At 67.5% G+C, this 15,223-nt stretch carries 13 protein-coding genes and 1 pseudogene; 3 read left to right on the top strand and 11 right to left on the bottom strand.

Annotation, left to right across the window (positions count from 1 at the left end; translation table 11 throughout):
- Positions 1-398 precede the first annotated feature (398 nt).
- Both QFZ67_RS37815 and QFZ67_RS37810 read right to left on the bottom strand, forming a co-directional pair.
- Positions 399-1,239 (bottom strand): annotated as a pseudogene (locus tag QFZ67_RS37815) (LLM class flavin-dependent oxidoreductase).
- 298 nt (positions 1,240-1,537) lie between these two features.
- Positions 1,538-2,557, bottom strand: a complete 1,020-nt coding sequence (locus QFZ67_RS37810; RefSeq protein WP_307666112.1) for an aldo/keto reductase — start codon at positions 2,555-2,557, stop codon at positions 1,538-1,540.
- Positions 2,558-2,714: 157 nt separating this feature from the next.
- On the opposite strand from QFZ67_RS37810, the gene QFZ67_RS37805 reads away from it, so the two are divergent.
- Positions 2,715-3,305: a TetR/AcrR family transcriptional regulator gene (locus tag QFZ67_RS37805; RefSeq protein WP_307665541.1), complete on the top strand. Its 591-nt coding sequence runs from the start codon at positions 2,715-2,717 to the stop codon at positions 3,303-3,305.
- A gap of 119 nt (positions 3,306-3,424) precedes the next feature.
- Here QFZ67_RS37805 and QFZ67_RS37800 read toward each other — a convergent pair.
- The 6 genes from QFZ67_RS37800 to QFZ67_RS37775 form a co-directional block, all read right to left on the bottom strand.
- Positions 3,425-4,587, bottom strand: a protein-coding gene (locus QFZ67_RS37800; RefSeq protein ID WP_307665540.1) for an IS3 family transposase whose coding sequence is annotated in 2 segments (ribosomal slippage) — positions 3,425-4,300 and positions 4,303-4,587 — 1,161 coding nt in all. Because the reading frame shifts where the segments join, the coding sequence is not laid out codon by codon here.
- 503 nt (positions 4,588-5,090) lie between these two features.
- A complete protein-coding gene (locus QFZ67_RS37795; protein ID WP_307665539.1) occupies positions 5,091-6,023 on the bottom strand; it encodes a collagen-like protein in 933 nt (310 codons plus the stop codon).
- Positions 6,024-6,611: 588 nt separating this feature from the next.
- Positions 6,612-6,782, bottom strand: coding sequence for a hypothetical protein (locus QFZ67_RS37790; RefSeq protein ID WP_307665538.1), 171 nt, complete (start codon positions 6,780-6,782; stop codon positions 6,612-6,614).
- 355 nt (positions 6,783-7,137) lie between these two features.
- Positions 7,138-7,653, bottom strand: coding sequence for a GNAT family N-acetyltransferase (locus tag QFZ67_RS37785; RefSeq protein WP_307665537.1), 516 nt, complete (start codon positions 7,651-7,653; stop codon positions 7,138-7,140).
- 150 nt (positions 7,654-7,803) lie between these two features.
- A complete protein-coding gene (locus QFZ67_RS37780) occupies positions 7,804-7,962 on the bottom strand; it encodes a hypothetical protein (RefSeq protein ID WP_307665536.1) in 159 nt (52 codons plus the stop codon).
- A 329-nt stretch (positions 7,963-8,291) separates the two neighbouring features.
- On the bottom strand, positions 8,292-8,522 hold the full coding sequence (locus QFZ67_RS37775) for a response regulator transcription factor (protein WP_307659326.1): 231 nt from the start codon (positions 8,520-8,522) through the stop codon (positions 8,292-8,294).
- A 344-nt stretch (positions 8,523-8,866) separates the two neighbouring features.
- On the opposite strand from QFZ67_RS37775, the gene QFZ67_RS37770 reads away from it, so the two are divergent.
- Together QFZ67_RS37770 and QFZ67_RS37765 are read left to right on the top strand one after the other, a co-directional pair.
- Complete coding sequence (locus QFZ67_RS37770) at positions 8,867-10,768, top strand: SpoIIE family protein phosphatase (protein ID WP_307665535.1); 1,902 nt, start codon at positions 8,867-8,869, stop codon at positions 10,766-10,768.
- Positions 10,769-10,918: 150 nt separating this feature from the next.
- Positions 10,919-12,165 (top strand): IS3 family transposase gene (locus QFZ67_RS37765; protein WP_307659156.1). Its coding sequence is split into 2 segments (ribosomal slippage): positions 10,919-11,201 and positions 11,201-12,165, totalling 1,248 coding nucleotides; the frame shifts between segments, so codons are not numbered across the junction.
- 24 nt (positions 12,166-12,189) lie between these two features.
- Here the strand turns inward: QFZ67_RS37765 and QFZ67_RS37760 are convergent.
- From QFZ67_RS37760 to QFZ67_RS37750, 3 genes are all read right to left on the bottom strand, one after another.
- Entirely contained in the window at positions 12,190-12,735 is a 546-nt protein-coding gene (locus QFZ67_RS37760) for a DUF6461 domain-containing protein (protein ID WP_307665534.1), read from the bottom strand.
- A gap of 445 nt (positions 12,736-13,180) precedes the next feature.
- Positions 13,181-13,834, bottom strand: coding sequence for a hypothetical protein (locus QFZ67_RS37755; protein WP_307665533.1), 654 nt, complete (start codon positions 13,832-13,834; stop codon positions 13,181-13,183).
- A 250-nt stretch (positions 13,835-14,084) separates the two neighbouring features.
- A complete protein-coding gene (locus tag QFZ67_RS37750) occupies positions 14,085-14,861 on the bottom strand; it encodes a hypothetical protein (protein ID WP_307665532.1) in 777 nt (258 codons plus the stop codon).
- Between the last annotated feature and the right edge of the window lie 362 nt (positions 14,862-15,223).

Raw genomic sequence — 15,223 nt, 5'->3', positions numbered from 1 at the left:
CAAGGGGCAGGCTCTCAGCGCTGTAGTTGGCGAAGCCCGCCAACTACAGCGCTCAGTCACAAAACCCCCGGACGGGCGAAGCCCGGGTAAGCGGTGTTGACGCAACCGGGCATCATTCCGCTGCCGGCTGGTCCGGGTCGACGGAGGGCCGTTCCGCGCCACAGCGGGACGTCATCGGGGGTGAGGTCGATACGGAGAGCTGGTACCGCGCATGCTTCGTTCCTGGCGGTATTCCCCGGTGGGCGGTCGCGGCGTGTCGGGCGCCGATAGTGGCTCGAGTCAGGCGGGTCGAGGCTGCGGAGCCTCGGGTAGCTCGGTGCTGGGGCGTGTGCGCGACGCCGCTTGGCGGGCGTCGATGAGTTCTTCCAGGTGCGTTTCTGCCCAGGCACGTGCAGCTACTAGGCCGACCTGCTGATGAGCTCGTCGGTGACCCACCGTGCGACGCCGGCGGGGTAGGGCGCCGACAGTCCAAGGACGATGTGCCGGAAGTCGGCGTCGATCGTGTCGCCGATCGCGTCCTGCGTGACGCTGGGCTGGTCGTAGGAGACGGGCAGGTGGATCGAGCGGGTGACCGAGGCGGGGTCGCGGCCCATCTCGGTGCAGTAGCGGTCCAGCAGTGCGCTGCGGCGGACGGCGTTGTCGATATCGCCGCCCGGGATGTTCCACAGGTCGGCGTGCTCGGCGACCACGCGCAGCGTCGCGGACGAGCGTCCGCCGATGAGGATCGGCGGGTGGGGCGCTGGACGGGTTTGGGGTTGCCGAACGCTCCGGTGAGGTGGAGGTAGGTGCCGTGGACGTCGAACGGTTCCTCCTCGGTCCACAACCGTCGGATCACCATGCAGGCTTCGGCGAGGCTTCCCACGGCGTGCGCGGAGTCGTTGCAGGGCAGGCCGTGTGCTTCGTATTCACGCCGGGCCAGGGGATTGCTGGGGCGTGAGCCGGCTCCGATGCCGAACTCGAGCCGTCCGCCGGAGACGATGTCGACGGTCGCGGCGATCTTGGCCAGCATCGCGGGCGGTCGGAACCGGTTACTGGTCACCAGCACTCCGAGCCGCAGTCGTCAGGTGTGGGCGGCAAGGCCGAGAGCAGCGTCCAGCTTTCGTAGGCCGGGCCGTCCGGGTCTCCGCCGATCGGCATGAGGTGATCGAACAACCACGCATGCTCGATCTCCGGGATCGTGTCCGCCTCGCGCCAGACCCGCAGGACGTCGTGGTAGTCAACCTGCGAGGGTGCGGTCATGATCCCGAAACGAGGCCGGGGTGTGTGGCATGGAGCCGTTGGTCCTTTCGACACCGGCAGCGCGCCGACTGGGGCGCGCGCTACCGAGGTTCAAGCGGAACGTGCTTCCGGAAGGATGCGGGACTTGATTCGCTTGGTCGATTGCAGCGAAGACGTAGCGTTCACCCGCGACGAGCTGCGGCACGTCCATCTCGGTGAACGCCGGCGAGCTGGAGGAAGAACAGCTTCCCGCCGGGCACATCCTCTCCCGCGGACTCGGGAACTGCGGGAGAGGATGTGGAGACTGTCCCTCGGACGATCAGCGGCGCCGTAGTGACGGGTCAAGCAGCGCGGGCGGAGTGTCGTACTTCTCGTGCGCGGCCAGGTCGGTGCCGGGGGCGACGATGGCGTCGATCGCGTCGAGCACGTCGGCGGAGAGCACAGTGTCAGCAACGGCGAGTTGCGAGTGCAGGTGGTCCAGCGTGCGGGGGCCGATGAGCGCGCTGGTCACGGCGGGATGCGCGGTCACGAATCCGAGCGCGAGCTGGATCATGGTCAGGCCGGCCTCGTCGGCGACCTTGGCCAGCTGCTCGACGGCGTCGAGCCTGGCCCGGTTGGAGGGGATGGTGGTGTCGAAGCGTTCCGGCATGAACGTTGAGCGGCTGGTGGTGATTTCCTGGCCCTCGCGGATCGCGCCCGACAGCCAGCCCGAAGCCAACGGGCTCCACACCAGCACACCGAGCCCGTACTGCTCGGTCACGGGCAGCACGTGGGTCTCGATCCCGCGCTGCAGGATCGAGTAGCTGGGCTGTTCGGTGACGTAACGGCTCAGGTGATACTCGCGGGCGGCCCACTGGGCTTGCACGATGCGGTATGCGGGGAAGGTCGAGGAGCCGAAGTAGCGAATCTTTCCCGCGCGCTGCAGGTCGGTCAACGCCGACAGGGTCTCCTCGTCGCTGGTGCTCGGGTCCCACCGGTGGATCTGGTAGAGATCAACGTGGTCGACACCGAGACGGCGCAGGCTGTTGTCCAGCTCGGAGACCAACCAGCGGCGCGAAGTGCCCTGATGGTTGCGCTCGTCGCCCATGGGCATGCTCGCCTTCGTGGCCAGCACGATGTCGTCGCGTCGGCCGGCGATGGCTTTGCCGACCATCTCTTCCGACTCGCCGCCGCTGTACATGTCGGCGGTGTCGATGACGTTGATCCCGGCCTCGAGAGCGGCATCGACGATAGCGGTGGCCTCGTCCTGGGTGGTGCGCCCGATCTCGCCGAAGTTCATCGCGCCGAGCGCGAGGGAGCTGACCTGGACACCGGTGCGGCCCAAGGTGCGGTACTGCATGACCGTGTTTCCTCCATTGCGGATGAAGCGTGGTGGCAATGCGTGGCTTGGCTGTCGGCACCCTGCTCTGACATCATGAGCAAACGGAACCTTGTCCCGTTTGACGATACGGAACATTGTCCCGTTTAGCAAACTCGGTAACGGAAGGAACAGCGCGGTGAACGACAGCGACCAGAGCGCAGGGCAGGCAGCCCGGCCCAAACGGGCGGACGCCCGGCGCAACAAGGAGACCCTGCTCGACGCGGCCGCCGCGATCTTCGTCACGTCAGGCGTGGAAGCGCCGATCCGCGACATCGCGGCCAAGGCCGGCGTCGGCACGGCCACGATCTACCGCCACTTCCCGACGCGAGCGGATCTCATCATCGCCGTCTACCGCCACCAGGTCGAAGCCTGCGCCGAGGCCGGTCCAGCCCTCCTGGCAACCAGCCCAACTCCTCACGCCGCACTAGGGCGATGGATCAACCTCTTCGTTGATTTCCTGGTCACCAAGCACGGACTCGCCGCCGTGCTGCAGTCCGACAACGCCGGCTTCGACACCCTGCACGCCTACTTCCTCGACCGCCTCGTGCCCGTGTGCACCCAACTGCTCGACGCCGCAGCCGCCTCCGGCGAGATCCGATCCGACCTGCAGGCCTACGAACTCATGCGGGGCGTCGGGAACCTCTGCATCGGCGCGGACAGCGATCCCCACTACGACCCACGCCGACTGGTCGAACTCCTCATCGCAGGACTACGCCGACCGCACTGACTACCGGCCAGACAGCTGGCGCAGGCCGACCACCCCGGCCGCGATCAGCGCGAAGCGCGGACCCTCGGCAGCGCCGCTAGAGCGCTCGGGTCTGCTGCAAGGTTGGGTGACAGGTTCGGTCACGCGGCCAGGAGGGCCGGAGTGGTCATGACGGTTTCGTATTCGACGGGAGTCAGCCGGCCGAGTGAGGGTTGTCTGCGGCGTCGGTGGTAGGTCCGCTCGATCCAGGTCACGATCGCGATCCGCAGTTCCTGGCGGGTGGCCCACTTTCGGCGGTCGAGGACATTCTTCTGCAGCAGGCTGAAGAAGGACTCCATGGCGGCGTTGTCGCCTGCCGCCCCGACCCTGCCTATCGAGCCGGCGATCTGGTGCCGGCCGAGCGCCCGGACAAACTTCCGGGACCGAAACTGTGACCCGCGATCGCTGTGCAGGACACACCCGGCGACGTTCTCACGCCGGGCAACAGCGTTGTCCAGCGCTGCGACGGCCAGGCGGGACTTCATTCGCGCGTCGATCGAGTAGCCCACGATCCTCTTGCTGAAGACGTCCTTGACCGCGCACAGATACAACTTCCCTTCCGCTGTGGGATGTTCGGTGATGTCGGTGAGCCACAGCATGTTCGGGCCATCCGCGGTGAAGTCGCGGCGGACGAGGTCGTCGTGCACCGGCGGGCCGGCCTTCTTGGTCCTGCTGCGATTCTTGCCGAACACGCTCCACCAGCGGTTGTCCCGGCAGATCCGCCACGCGGTCCGGTCAGCCATGCCAGCTCCCGCGCTTCGCGCTTCGTCGGCCAGGAAGCGGTAGCCGAACTCCGGGTCCTCACGGTGGGCGTCGAACAACGCGTTCGCGCGATACGCCTCCTTTAACGCGGCGTCGGCCACCGGCTCGTCGAACCAGCGATAGTAGGGCTGTCTGGCGAGCTTCAGGACCCGGCACGTGACCGTGACGGGAACCCCGTCCACAGCGAGCTCTTTCACGAGCGGGTAGATCCTTTTCCCGGCAGGTTCGCTTGCGAGAGGTAGGCCGCGGCCCGGCGCAGGACCTCATTCTCCTGCTCCAGCAGCTTGATCCGCCGACGTGCTTCCCGTAGTTCCCTGCTCTCCTGGCTGGTCGTTCCGGGCTTTGCCCCGTCGTCGATGTCCGCCCGGCGCATCCACTTCCACAGGGTCATCGCGTGGACTCCGAAGTCGGCGGCCACCTGCTCGACCGTCACGCCCGGGCCGCGGTTCCTCGCGACCCGTACGACATCCTCGCGGAACTCTTCCGGATAAGGCTTGGGCACAGCGACATCCTTCCCACCCGCCCCACAGGGCAAGCCAGTTCAGATGTCACCCGATCGTGCAGCAGACCCCTCTTTCGGATCACCGGATGGTGCTGACGTGCAACCCGCACAAGGCTCTGCCAGGGGGCACAGAGAGCACAGAGAGCACATCAAAGGCGCGCAGAGCTGGAGGCCGAGGGACCGGACGCTGCCGACGCGGCTCTGGCGTGGGCTCGGTCGGCAGGCTTCGGACACGCCACGGAGTGGGCCGCGGTCGAGGAGGTGCTGCGCTCCCGTGAGGTCTTCGTGGAGGACCTGTTCGATCTGCTGCTGGACAGGCTGGGCTTTCCCCGGCGGTCGAACCGGGTGGTGACGGCTGACCTTCGCCTCGCGACGCGAAGAGCCCGCCGCCCCGGGTCCGGTTCCGCGCCGCGACGACACCGAAGAGCCACTGCCCAACTTCTCCGACAGGGGTTCTCGGCTGCGGTGGACGTGTGCAGATGTGGTCGGACCGAGGGCGTGGCCTACGGCGCGAGCCACTCCGCCTGGAGCTGGGGAGCCACGTTGGTCTCTCCTGTGAACAGCCAGGTCGAGGTGGCGACACTTCCGGTGGTCTGGAAGGCCCTGAGGGAGATCACGTCACCGACATTCAGCTGAACAATCGTTGACACGTCCTGCGAGGTGCCCATGCCGACCGGGGCGTCCGCGGTGTCCTGCCCGTCAAAGGCGACGACACTGCCGTTGACGGAGATACGAAGTTGACGCTGCCCCTCGTCATTCGCAGTGAAGTCCCAGAGAATCCTTCCCTTGAGGAGGTAGCGCCCCGCGGTGTTGACCTCCAGCGTCGAGTTCGTCGAGTCGAACATCGTGTCCGTGTCGTAGGCGGCGCCACTGAAAGTGATCTGGGTCTCGGCGTTGGTCGGGATGGTCTGAGATTCGTCGGCGAAGATGCTCGCACCGACATTGACCGTGGGCCCGGCAGGCCCCGTAGCCCCGGTCGATCCCGTCGGGCCGGTCGGCCCCGTCGCACCCGGGTCACCCGGCCCGCCCTGCGCGCCCGTCGCACCCGGGTCACCCGGCCCGCCCTGCGCGCCCGTCGGCCCCGTCGCACCCGGCCCGCCCGTCGGCCCCATCGGCCCCATCGGCCCCGTCGGCCCCGTCGCACCCGTCGCACCCGTCGCACCCGTCGGCCCCGTCGCACCGGTTGCGCCCTTCGGGCCCCTCTTGCACTTGTCCTTGCCGCCGCGGTCCGACCCGTCCCTGCACTTGTCGTCTCCGCCGCCCGGACCGCTCGACACGCTCACGCGTTCGCCCATGCTCTGAGCCGCGACCCCGACCGGACTGACGAGCCCTGCCGCCAGGACCAGCGCGAGTGAGGCGATCGCGCCGCCCGCGGTCCAGTTGGCTCGACGAGACAGCGGTCCCAGTCGGGACCCTGTCCTGTTGGCTGGACTCATGCACGCGCTCCTCGACCGGTTCGGGACTCCACGTCCGATCCCAAGGGCGAGCTTGACCCGCGCGCAGCCGATCGATCGTCACACCCGGTCGGCACGCGCCGATAATCAATAACTCGGAGTAATCGGCAGATCCAGGTGGGGTGCCTATCCTCCGCTGACACGCACTCGGGGCGCGCGGCCGAGCGGGCACCGTTCCGGCAGGTCCGGATCGACGCTCACGCTCCGGCTCACGCCTTCGGGGTCACCAGAGCGCCGGCCGCGGCCGCGCCACGCCATGCGTCTGGTCGTGGCACGAAGTAGACAGCGACGCAGGCCTGTTGGCCCTCAGCCCCGGCAGGCCCTTCGGACAGCAGCGAGTCATGATGGTACGCGCAGGAGGGCGACACTGCCGCTCACCTCCTCCACATGGCACAGCACTGCCAGCCGGTGCTTGGCACGTCTTGAGAGCTCAAGTTCGGTCATGCAGGTCTCCTAATTACGAGAGACCCAACTGTCAATAACGCCCGTCAGTTTTAGAACTAGCGTACGCAGTTGGGCCATGACGCGGGCGCGGACCACGCCCGCAGGCTGCGGCCGGCTCATGACGGATCAGGCTGGCGGATGGTGCTGCGTCGCACGGGTGGCGGTGGCGGCGCTGCGCCTTCCGCAGCCCTTGCAGACTTGGGCGTTGGCGATCTGCACGTCGATCAGCTCGTTGGGGGTACATCCGAGGCTGTGGCGGGCGAGGCCCGGCTCGCCGTTCCCCTCAGTCTGGTCCACGCCTGGGAGTGGCAGCCACGGTCCCCGCAGCGGTCCCGGCACAGGAGAGCCAGCACAACTGGGTGCGGCGCATCCCAGGCGAGGCGGAGCACGCCGTCAGCGGCAGGTTACCCCGCACTGGCGCCGCTGAGCCCGCGGGATCCGATCACCAGCAACTCGGCCTGCTCGGCATGGACGTCCTCCCGGGGCAGAACCCCCCGATCTCGAATGTCCGTCAAAGCGGATCAAGCCCACATGGAGGGTGACACGCTTTGTGCATACTGGCCGCCCAGCAAGACGGCGGCGTAGTTGTTGCCGAGTTGGCCAGCGAGGCTGCCCATGTGGAGGCCCGGCTCGAACCGGTGCCCGGTCTCTGCTACAGCGGGATGTGGATGTCGAGGACGGGCCCTGTCGCGCGAGTGGGCGGCGCGTCCAGACTCTCCAGGACGTGGAGCATTGGTGTATTGACCGCGACGACCGACGCGGTCAGGGTGTGGTGGCCGGCCCGGCGGGCCACATCGGCCGCGTGTGAGGCCAGCGCAGTGCCCAGGCCCTTGGACTGCCAGGCGTCCTCGATCAGCACGGCAAGTTCGCCGACCCCTTGCTGATCGGTGCGCATGACGTTGGTCATGGCGATAATGCGGTCCGTGTTCCGGGCGGTGGTGGTGACCAAGGTGGTGCCGCGCTCCGGGTCGGACAGCATCTTCCATCCGGCCCGAGACAGCTCGGGTTTGCCCGCGTGATAGCGCAGGGCGCGACTGCCCGGCGAGCAACGGTGGTGCAGCGCCTGGATGGGTCCGAGGTCAGCGTGGGTCAGCTCCCGGGTCCGGGTGGCAGTGCCGTCGGTCAGCGTGATCGCGTGTGTAGTGCTGCGAGGCCCGGCGTCTGGCATCGGCGGTCTCCTCAGATTGCGAGCCTGACTGATGTGCGCGCCCCCCTTCGAGGCGCGTGGCCGTCTCTGGCACAGGAGAAGTCTTTTGCCGCTCGCCGGCCGACTCAAGGAGGGTTCAGGCCATATTGATCACGTTATGCGCATTACTGGTCACGGAACGGAGTCGAGTAGAGCCCTCCGCAGCAACTGGTACCGCCTCTCGACGGGGTTGGTGTCCTGGGCTTGGTCGAGGGGGAGGAGGTCGGCGTCAGTCTTCGGGTCGGTGTGGGACCAGTTCTTCAGGTAGTGGTCGTGGTCGAAGCGGGCCACGCCGTGGTCGGGGTGCTGGAGGTCGGCCCTCTGCTTTGCGGGCGAACGGCGGGACGACCTGGGTGAGTTGGGTGTGCAGGTCTTGGTCGTCGAGGTCGTGCAGGCGCGGGACGTGGCCTGGGGTGATGGTGCGGTCGGCGGTGTGGCAGGAGCGGGTCAGCGTGTTCTGCACGGCGTGGGACGGGGCGTTGTGGGTAACGTCGCGTTCGCCGATGCGGAAGCTCTTGGTGATGCCGAGGGCCATGCCGGTCGTCCGGTCGGCGGGTGCTGGGGGTGTGCACGGGCGCCGGATCGCGTTCGTGGCGGGTTTCCGCTCGGGTGGCCGGGCGTCACAGTCCCAGGGAGATGGCCAGTCGGGTGAGTTCGGCGGTGCTGTTGATGTTGAGCTTGGCCCGGATACGGCGGAGGTAGGCGTCGACCGTGTGCTTGGAGAGCCCCATGTGGCGGGCCGTCTGCAGGTAGGTGCGCCCTGCGGCGATATGCCGCAGTGTCTCCTGCTCACGCGGGGCCAGCGCAGGTGCGGGGGCCTGGGCGTACGGCGTGGTGAGGGTGAGGCTCATGGGATTTCCTCCGACGGATCGGCTCGGTCAGCGCTGCTCACACCCTCGGAAGCAGGGGACAAATGCCCGAATGCTGCAATTTGTCCTCTTTTGAAGAGCCTGCCCGGGCGACTTCATGACGGTGTCCGCCGACTGTCACAGGCCTGTCACAGGGCACGTTCCGCAGGCACGCCACAGCGCGACCACAGAGAAGCCGCATGGCTGCGGAGATGACCTGCCCCCCGGTCGACTTCTGGGGCGGGGCCCCTGGTGACAGCGCCGGGTTGGTGCTCCGTGCTCCTGAGGATCATGCTTGTCAGGAGGGCCCCGGCCGTGCAGGTTCCCGAACGGCGAGATGAGCGGCGATGGAGCGACTTCCCACCCCTGCCGGTGAGCGGCCGGACGAGTCGGACGCCTGTCCCGGGGCGGCATACACGGCCACGGCCACCGTCAATGAGCAGGGCATCGTGACGGGGTGGAGCGAGGGTGCCCGGCGGCTGCTCGGCTACCCGCCCTCGGAGGTCGTGGGACAGGCCGCCGCCCGGCTGCTCGCCGATGACGTCGACGAGACGGCCCGGCGGGAAGCCGCCCGGCGGGATACGGCCGGGCGGGAGAGGTGGAGCGGCACCGTGGCGCTGCTCCACCGGGACGGCCACCGGCTTCAGCGGCCACTGCTCGCACACCGCCGGACACCGGACAGCGGTATCGCCGAGTGGCTGGTGGTGTCCGCCGTGGCGGGCAGGCCCCGCACGCCCGGGAGCGAAGCGCTGAGGGAATGGACCTTCACCCAGTCCCCCGACATCCTGGCCATCTTCGATGCGGACCTGCGGCTGGTGCGGGCGAACACCGCCATGGAGCGTGCGCTGTCCCTCACCGAGGACCAGATGCGCGGGCTGCGCCTGCCGGAAATCGCCCCGTACCCGGTGAGCGAGGAGGCCCAGAGCAAGATGCGGCTGGCGCTGGAGAGCGGCGAGCCGCAGCAGGTGGAGGCCTACATCCGCCCCACAGGTGTCAGCCCGGAGCGCGGCTGGCCGACCTCGCTGGCCCCGCTGAAAGACCCCGACGGCCGGGTGCGCGCCGTGTGCCTGACGGCGCACTCCGGCTCCGGGGAGTACCTCGCCCCCCGCCCCTACACCCGGGAGCGCACCACGACCATGACACTGCAGCGCAGCCTGCTCCCGCATACGCTGCCCGATCAGGCGGCACTGGAGATCGCCTCCCGCTACCTGCCCGCCGGTACCCAGGCCGGGGTGGGCGGCGACTGGTTCGACGTGATCCCGCTGTCCGGCGCGCGCGTCGCCCTGGTCGTGGGCGATGTGGTCGGCCACGGCATCCGCGCCTCGGCCACCATGGGCCGGCTGCGCACCGCGGTACGCACCCTGGCCGACGTCGAACTGCCACCCGACGAACTGCTCACCCACCTCGACGACCTCGTCATCCACCTGTCCGCCGACGAGAGCGGCACCCAAGGCGCCGCCGAAACCGCCGGAGGCATCGGCACCACCTGCCTGTACGCGGTCTACGACCCCGTCTCCCGCCACTGCACCCTGGCCCGGGCCGGCCACCCCCCGCCCGCCGTGGTCACCCCCGACGGCGCCGTCTACTTCCTCGACGTCCCCGCCGGCCCACCCCTGGGCCTGGGCGGCCTGCCCTTCGAAACCATGGAAACCCAACTGCCCGAAGGCAGCCTCATCGCCCTCTACACCGACGGCCTGCTCGAACCCCGCCACCACGACATCGACGAAGCCCTGGACAAAATGTTCCAAGCCCTCGCCCACCCCGCCCCCACCCTGGACACCGTCTGCGACAGAGTCCTCACCACCCTGCTGACCCACCGCCCCGACGACGACATCGCCCTCCTCATCGCCCGCACCCGGGCCCTGCACGCCGACAAGGTCGCCACCTGGCACCTGCCCTGCGACCCCGCCATCGTCGCCCAAGCCCGCAAAAACGCCACCGACCAACTCACCGCCTGGGGACTGGACGACGCCACCTTCATCACCGAACTGACCGTCAGCGAACTGGTCACCAACGCCATCCGCTACGGCAAGCCACCCATCCAACTCCGCCTCATCCACGCCGACACCACCCTCATCTGCGAGGTCTACGACTCCAGCAACACCGCCCCCCACCAGCGCCGCGCCCGCACCTACGACGAAGGAGGACGCGGCCTCCTCCTCGTCGCCCAACTCGCCCACCGCTGGGGCACCCGCAACACCCCCATCGGCAAAACCATCTGGGCCGAACAAACCCTCACCACAGACTGAACAAGCACCCAGACCAAACCATCCAACGAACCATCGCCACACGGCCCACACCCCTCAGTGAGTGCTTGGCAACCTCGAAGGCCAAGATCAAAAGTGTCAGTGAACCGTTCCGGGTTCGGTAGGGACTCGATCGTTTGAGAGGATCGAGTCATGGCACGTCCTTCCCCTTACCCCCTTGAGCTGCGCAAGCGCGCGGTCCGCATGGTCGCCGAGGTGCGGCCGGAGTACGACACCGAGTGGTCCGCGATGAAGGCGGTCGCCGCCAAGCTGGGGATCGGGACGACCGAGACTTTGCGCAAGTGGGTCCGCCAGGACCAGATCGACAACGGGGCCCGGCCTGGCGTCACGACCGATGAGTCTGCCCAGGTCAAAGCGTTGAAGAAGGAAGTCGCCGAGCTCAAGCGGGCGAATGAGATCCTCAAGGCCGCTTCGGCTTTCTTCGCGGCCGAGCTCGACCGGCCACATCTGCGCTCGTGACCTTCGTCGACGAGAACCGGGACCGCTTCGGCGGCGTCGAGCCGATCTGCACCGTTCTCAACGAGCACGGTGTCGGTATCTCCCCCTCCACCTACTACGCAGCCAAGGCCCGGCCTCCGTCGCTTCGGGCGACCCGGGACGCGGAACTGAAGGCACTGATCCAGCAGGTGTTCGACGCCAACTACCGCGTCTACGGGGCCCGGAAGATCTGGCGCGAGCTGAACCGACAAGGTCATGCGGTGGCCCGGTGCACCGTCGAGCGCCTGATGCGCGAGCTCGGCCTCGCCGGCGCCGTCCGCGGCAAGAAGGTCATCACTACGGTCACCGACCCGGCCGCCGGCCGGGCCCCCGACCTGGTCGACCGGGACTTCGTCGCCCAGGCGCCGAACCGCTGCTGGGTCGCGGACTTCACCCACATCGCCACCTGGGCCGGGGTCGTCTACATCGCGTTCGTCGTGGACACCTTCTCCCGCCGCATCGTCGGCTGGTCGGCGGCCACGACCAAACACACCGAACTGGTCCTGGCCGCACTGGAGATGGGCCTATGGCAGCGCGATCGGGAAGGCAGTCCGCACCAACCCGGGCAGCTGATCCATCACAGCGACGCGGGCAGTCAGTACACCTCGTTCAAGCTGGCCACCCATCTCCAAGGCGAGGGCATAGCGGCGTCCATCGGATCAGTCGGCGACGCCTACGACAATGCCCTGATGGAGTCCACGATCGGTCTTTTCAAGACCGAGTTGATCAAGCCTCAGCGGCCCTGGAAGACGCTGTCCGAGGTCGAGTTGGCCACCGCCGAATGGATCGACTGGTACAACCACCGCCGACTTCACGGTGAGATCGGCCACGTCCCACCCGCCGAATACGAAGCCCACCACTACCTGACAGCCACAAAACACCAGGTCACAGTCACGCCATAGAGTCTCGATCAAACCCGGAACGGTTCAGACTGCCGCCTTGCGATCGACGTCGGGAGCTTCGTCACCTGTGGGGTTGAGACCGACCTCTGTCATCACGGCGTTCAGCTCGTCGGGAGTACTGCCGGTCCGGTCCGCCGGCCACTCGAAGGCGGTCCGCAACTCCCCGTTCTCATACCAGTGGAAGAAGTGCATAGGCTTCCCCCCGTTGCTCGAATGCGAGACAGCACGCGTCCCGGCGGAGAGGGCCTCCATGAAGCATGGCCGCGTCCCCAGATCGCCACCGAATTCCAAGGCGAGGGCCCAGTCCCCTCCCTCGCCCCGCACGGTGAACGCTCCCGCGAGGAAGGACACGGGCCAGTCGTCGTACCCATGCAAGAGCACCTCGTGCTGCTCGATCAGTTCGTTGAGCCCCTCACACGCACCACGCGGCTCGGCCCCCACCAGTCCGAGCAAGTCCGCAGGCGAGACACCCCGCACCAGCGTCAGGGTGTACCCGACCTCCAGCGCGTATCCGAACAGTGAGGACGAGGAACGTAACCAGCCGTAATCGGCTGCGGTGGATGAGGTCATGCAACGCATCCTGCCAGCGACCACTGACACACGGTGTCGTTTCTCCGGGCTGCTCAGGAGCGCTGTACTGGTAGCTGGAGCCGCTTGGATGAAGACGGGTCCCACCGTGATCATCGACCTATCGGCAGTCCCCCCATAGCGGTCCCCCCGAGCCGTCGCGGACTTCCGTCACCGTGACGCTTCCCCGACACGTCAACTCCCTTCGCACATGCGCCATAACACCTGTGACTTGCGATTTCTGGGGATCTCAAACACTCCCCCATCGCCACGGGAACGAGTCTTGCCCCGCCGCAGATGCGGCGGGGCAAGAACCCACAATCCTCACGAGCCTTCCAGCCAGGCGACGTCCGGCAACATCACCACACCCGCAACTGGGCGAGGAGACCGTCCCGGGGCCACGTCCGCAGGACGGCGCCATCCACCTTCGGCGTGTTCCCCCGCGCGGTCACTTGACGATGACGTCGTCGGCCGGAGCATGCGGCGCCGGCTCAGGAACAGAGGCGCTGCCGGTCTCCTCCTTGGGCGGAGCCTGCGGAGCCGGCTCCGGAACAGAGGCGCTGCCGGTCTCGTCCTTGGGGGGATCCTGCGGGGCCGGCGTGTCAGGAGTGGAGGGGCTGCCGGTGTCGTCCTTGGGCGGCGCGTGCGGGGCCGGTGTGTCAGGACAGGGGCCGCCGCCGTTGCCGTTGGTGCCCGTACCATTGCGGCCGTTGCCATCGCGGCCACCGCAGCTGCCCCTGCCGCCGCGGCCGGTGCCGCCCGTGCCGGTGCCCCCCGGAGCCTGGCAGACGGGGCCGTTGCTGCCCGTCCCGTTGCCGCCGGTGCCATCCCCGCCCGTGCCGCTGCGGCAGTAGTCCTCGTGACCGCCACGCTTCTTATGACTGCCGTGCTTTCCGTGGCCGCCACGCTTCTTGTGCTTGTGACTGTCGCTCTTCTTGTGACCGTCACGCTTCTCGTGGTCGCCGCTGGCTGCCGACACCGCCTGGCTCTGCTGCGTCGGTGCCGCAAACGCCGCGCTCGCCGGGATCAGTACACCGCCGGCAGCCAGGAGGACGGAGGCGGTGGCTACGGCCAGACTGCTCTTCCGGATACTACGCTTCATGAGAATTCTCGTTCCTCTTCCGCATGCTCTCGAGAAGGTGAGAACGAGCGAAAAATTCTTATTCTTTCGAGACGGGTCTTTACCCGATGCCGGGGTGGGCGCATTCGCCCCACGGTGCAGGGCCGCCTGAAGCAGCCGCACTTCCGCTTACCTGCGGACATTCGGCGGTCTGGCTGGGTGGCGTAGCCGCCGGCCTTTGCCACCCAGCCAGACCGCGAACTCACTCGACGCTGTCCGCGCCAGTCAGCTCCTAGCCCGTGGCGTCACCACCCTGAGCATTACCACCGGTATTGGTACCGACGCCAGAAGCGTCACCGCCCTGAGCATTACCACCAGTGTTAGTACCGACGCCGGAAGCATTACCGCCCTGAGCATTACCACCAGTGTTAGTACCGACGCCAGAAGCATTACCGCCCTGAGCATTACCACCAGTGTTAGTACCGACGCCAGAAGCATTACCGCCCTGAGCATTACCACCAGTGTTAGTGCCTACACCGGAAGCATTACCGCCCTGAGCATTACCACCGGTGTTGGTACCGACGCCGGAAGCGTCACCACCCTTGGCGTCACCACCCTTATTGGTGCCCACCCCCGAAGCATTACCACCCTGAGCATTACCACCGGTGTTAGTGCCAACGCCGGAAGCATTACCGCCCTGAGCATTACCACCGGTGTTGGTGCCAGTACCGGAAGCGTTACCGCCCTTGGCGTCACCGCCCTTATTGGTGCCAACCCCGGAAGCGTTACCACCCTTGGCGTCACCGCCCTTATTCTTGTTCTTGCCCTTTCCCTTACCCTTACTCTTGCTCTTTCCCTTGCCGTGATGCTTGTCGTGATGCTTGTCAGGGTGCTTGTGGGAGTCGGCGAGGCTCACGACCGACGAGGCGGGCATCGGGGCCGCCGTCGCGGCAGTTGCCGGAAGGATGACACCTCCGCCGATCACAGCGGCCGAGGCGACAACCGTCGCAAGGCGAAGGCCCCGACGCTTGGGACGGTCGTCATTGTGGGTGTGAACAGTGCGGTTCATGAGTTTCTCCTACTGATAAAGAGGGACTATTTGAAGGGAGAATCCTCGGCGAGGATTTCCGCCTTACCGTGCTGCCCCGTTCCCTTTCGGGTGGGGCCGCACTTCAAGTAGGCCCGACCGGCAGCACACGGTCACGTTCCGAGGACTCGGGACTTGACGCACCCAGACACATCGCGTAAAACCCCGCGGAAGCGCCGCCCGACAGCCCCCGACCGTCCCGGAACCAGACACCGCCGCCCAGGGGCGTCGTGGGTGAGGAAGTCTTCGAGGAAGGTGTGGCCGCTGCCGGCGACGTGGCGAGGAGCATGGCGGCAAGCGGGCCCCGGATAGCACCCCCGTGCACGTCGCAGGTGGCGGGACAG

It is taken from the genome of Streptomyces sp. V1I1 (assembly GCF_030817355.1).
Lineage (GTDB): Bacteria > Actinomycetota > Actinomycetes > Streptomycetales > Streptomycetaceae > Streptomyces.
This window is presented reverse-complemented; position numbering and strand designations above follow the sequence as displayed.

Coding starts and splice junctions, on each gene's coding strand:
- QFZ67_RS37810 (WP_307666112.1), bottom strand. CDS start 2,557: ATGCAGTACCGCACCTTGGGCCGCACCGGTGTCCAGGTCAGCTCCCTC.
- QFZ67_RS37795 (WP_307665539.1), bottom strand. CDS start 6,023: ATGAGTCCAGCCAACAGGACAGGGTCCCGACTGGGACCGCTGTCTCGT.
- QFZ67_RS37785 (WP_307665537.1), bottom strand. CDS start 7,653: ATGCCAGACGCCGGGCCTCGCAGCACTACACACGCGATCACGCTGACC.
- QFZ67_RS37775 (WP_307659326.1), bottom strand. CDS start 8,522: ATGAGCCTCACCCTCACCACGCCGTACGCCCAGGCCCCCGCACCTGCG.
- QFZ67_RS37770 (WP_307665535.1), top strand. CDS start 8,867: ATGGAGCGACTTCCCACCCCTGCCGGTGAGCGGCCGGACGAGTCGGAC.
- QFZ67_RS37760 (WP_307665534.1), bottom strand. CDS start 12,735: ATGACCTCATCCACCGCAGCCGATTACGGCTGGTTACGTTCCTCGTCC.
- QFZ67_RS37755 (WP_307665533.1), bottom strand. CDS start 13,834: ATGAAGCGTAGTATCCGGAAGAGCAGTCTGGCCGTAGCCACCGCCTCC.
- QFZ67_RS37750 (WP_307665532.1), bottom strand. CDS start 14,861: ATGAACCGCACTGTTCACACCCACAATGACGACCGTCCCAAGCGTCGG.